Annotated in this window: 2 protein-coding genes, 1 other RNA gene and 1 pseudogene; 3 read left to right on the top strand and 1 reads right to left on the bottom strand. The window is 63.8% G+C overall.

Going from position 1 to position 3,140, the window contains the following annotated elements:
- A pseudogene (locus ACIRA7_RS16135) lies at positions 1 to 388 on the top strand (methyl-accepting chemotaxis protein); the annotation flags it as partial.
- A 253-nt stretch (positions 389 to 641) separates the two neighbouring features.
- On the opposite strand, the gene ACIRA7_RS16130 reads toward ACIRA7_RS16135, so the two are convergent.
- Positions 642 to 1,538: a helix-turn-helix domain-containing protein gene (locus tag ACIRA7_RS16130; protein ID WP_396221858.1), complete on the bottom strand. Its 897-nt coding sequence runs from the start codon at positions 1,536 to 1,538 to the stop codon at positions 642 to 644.
- A 330-nt stretch (positions 1,539 to 1,868) separates the two neighbouring features.
- Here ACIRA7_RS16130 and rnpB point away from each other — a divergent pair.
- Together rnpB and ACIRA7_RS16120 are read left to right on the top strand one after the other, a co-directional pair.
- Positions 1,869 to 2,294: RNase P RNA component class A (gene rnpB / locus ACIRA7_RS16125), an RNA gene on the top strand.
- 59 nt (positions 2,295 to 2,353) lie between these two features.
- A partial coding sequence (locus ACIRA7_RS16120; protein ID WP_396221857.1) for a hypothetical protein occupies positions 2,354 to 3,140 on the top strand: 787 nt, incomplete at its 3' end.

The raw sequence follows: 3,140 nt of genomic DNA, 5'->3' as shown, positions 1-3,140 counted from the left end.
AGCCGAACAGGTGCGACTGCTGGCCCCCGCGTCGGAGCAAGTCGGCGATTTCGTGGCCACAGTTTCACGCATTGCTCGGCAGACCAATCTGCTGGCCCTCAACGCCGCCATCGAAGCCTCGCGGGCCGGGGATGAAGGGCTGGGCTTCGCGGTGGTGGCCGACGAAATCCGCACGCTCGCCGTGGAAAGTGCACAAGCGGCCAAGCGCATCGCGGCCACGGTGCAACGTGTGCGCGATGATATCGGTGCGGCGGTGTTGTCGATGGATACGACTGCCGACGACGTGGTGGGGGCCGGACAGATTGCACGAGATGCCACGCAGGCGTTGTCGACTCTGGTCAGCGGGATCGGACGCATCGCGCATCAGAGCGACGATGTCGCGACGCTCGCGCACACGCAGGCCACGCTGTCGGCCGGCGTGGCCGATGCCTTCGAAGCGCTCGATTCGGCGGCGGAGCGGGCATCACTCGGGGCGCGTTCGGCGGCTGATACCTCGATTGCGCAGCACGCCAGCATCGAGGAACTGTCACGTAGCGCAGCACAGCTATCGCAAACCGCAGTGCGCCTGCGCGCGGTGGCACTCCGGCATACGAGCGATAGTACCGGCACGCCTCCTGCGGGGTGGCCTATGCTGGCCTCCGCTATGCTGACGCATGTGGCAGTGGAGATGCCGTCGGGGTCACGACCGGGGTCGCCGCCGACACCGGCGCAAGGCGCGACATCCATTGCGGCGTGACATCGACGGGCACGAACGCGAGGAGTTGCGGCTGATAGGGAAGAATGAGATGCTGTCGCATGTGCTCGAGCATGGTTTCGCCGCTATACCTGTTGCGGAACTCCGCTGCGCCGCATTGCAATGAGTGCGCGACATGCCGAGAAAAGCTCTGTGGTGACGAGTACTCGAGCAGAAAAGCGACTTGGGTGAGGCTGTAGCCCGGGTTCTCGAGCAATCGCGCCGCACGCACCAATCGTGCGGTAGCGAGATACTTCTTGGGAGCGGGAATGCCGGCGCGGAAGAACCGGCTCATGAAAGTGGTGGGTACCACGCCGAGCCGTCGCGCCAGCTGCCGGACAGTGGTCAGAGAGCGTGGGGCGAGAAAGAGTTCGTCGAAGAAACGTAAGCAATCATCGTGGGCGCCCACGAGGTCGGCACGAAGCCGGCGAATTGCGACGGACTCGATGGTGGTGGTTACTTCGCGATGTACAACGTGGCGAAGATCGCGCCACCCTGCAGGATCGCGCGCATCCACAAGTGTTTGTACTCCTTGCTGCCCCAGCGCCAGCAGTGACTGTGTGGTGCGCGCTTCGTTTCCAGTGAGCAATGCCACGGCGGGTACGCGAGGAAATTCACGCACCATGCGGGCGACCTGGGAAGCATGTTGCTGCTGATAACGCGACACCGACACGAGTATCGCGGAGACTGGTGTGGTGCGAAGATCGCGCAGCATGTCGTCGAAACTCTCCCGATGCACCGTGGTGTAGCTCCCTTGCCCCAGTGCGTCGACCCGCTGCTGTTCGGCCGGCGTGAGAAAGGTCACGATGGATCGTGATGGGGAGTCGGCGACCGTTGGCGTAGTGGTAGACGGTCGGGTGGTGGGCACTGGCGCCGACTTCGCCGATCGCCTCGGGTAGACGGTGGGACCAGCCAGTGATGATCTCGACGGGAATGCCATAAGTGCCTCGCGTACCAGAGAGTGTGTGTATCGGCCCTGGGCTGCGACGACAGCGGGCCCCATCACGACGTCAGGCTAGCGCGGTGTCGTCATCGTGTCGTCACGCTGTGGCGATGCGATGTAATCCATGGCAATAGGACCGTGTTATGACAACAACATCTTGGGCGTGGCTATATTTCGTGTACTCATGGATCGGTCGCCGGCCGGATGGTCGCGATGTGTGGGCGCAAGCTCAGGCACCGAGGAAAGTCCGGGCTCCACAGGGTAGACTGCCAGGTAACGCCTGGGCGCATGCGGCGTGAGCTTCATGCGACGGACAGTGCAACAGAAAGCAAACCGCCGTGCGGTCGGGAAACCGTCGGTGCGGTAAGGGTGAAAGGGTGGGGTAAGAGCCCACCGCGCCTTCGGTAACGAAGGTGGCTCGGTAAACCCCAGTCGGAGCAAGGCCAAATAAGCGGCGAGAGATGACCCGTCTCGCAAGGACGTTGCAAGACGTCGAGCCGCGGGTAGGCTGCTGGAGCGTGTAGGTGACTGCACGCCGAGAGGAATGACCGTCCGGTGTTGATGTACGCGTGCGTATGTCAGCACTGACAGAACCCGGCTTATAGGCCGGCGACTTTCCATGAGATCTCGGGATCCCCAGCGGAGTGTTCGATGATGCAGTACGAGGTATCGACGACATGACACAGCGTGTGCGCACCGCCGCCGCGGTGTTGCTCGGGCCGTATTTCATACTGGCGTGTGCGTCGGCCACGCCGGCACCAGCGCCGCTTCCGTCCGCGGGCAGGGATGTGCTCCCGCCACCGTCAGTACCGGCGCCGGTCTCGCGTCTGCGCGTCGTGTTGCCTCGGGTGCTGTCACCAAGCCAATGGACGATCGCCGCGAGTACGCGCCTGAACGTCAGTGGCGCCGCGATGCCGGCCGGTGAATCGAACGAACAGCGGATCGACACGCGAGCGCTGGTGTCGATGTCGTTCGATCGGAGTGCGACCGGCGCACTGCGCGGATCGGGTCAGGTGGATTCGTTCACCGTACGCAGCAGCATCCCGGAGAATGCGAGACAGTCCGTCACGAACGGCGTGGCCGCCGTCACGTCATCGCGACTGCTGATCGATGCGATCATCGACAGCACCATACTGCGGATGGTGACGCGTCCGCCGCTGGCCAACGAATGCGATCGCCCCGAAGTGAGTGCGATGCAGCTGGCGCGTGAACTGCTGGTTCGCATCCCGGACGGCGTCGCGGACGGCGATCAGTGGCGCGACAGCACGGTGGCGTTGGTGTGTCGCAACGGCGTGCCGATGACCGTCTATACGACGACCCGCTCCACCTTGACCGCGCGAACGCGTGAAACGCTCGTGGTGACTCGCGAGATCAGCAGCAAGCTGGAAGGGAAAGGCGGCACCGCATTCCGCGCGTTCGAACTTTCCGGGACCGGGACCGGATTGCAGCGTATCGAGATTGCGG

It is taken from the genome of Gemmatimonas sp., from assembly GCF_044376735.1.
GTDB lineage: Bacteria > Gemmatimonadota > Gemmatimonadetes > Gemmatimonadales > Gemmatimonadaceae > Gemmatimonas.
The sequence above is the reverse complement of the archived record's forward strand: the minus strand, read 5'-3'. Positions and strand labels throughout refer to the sequence as shown.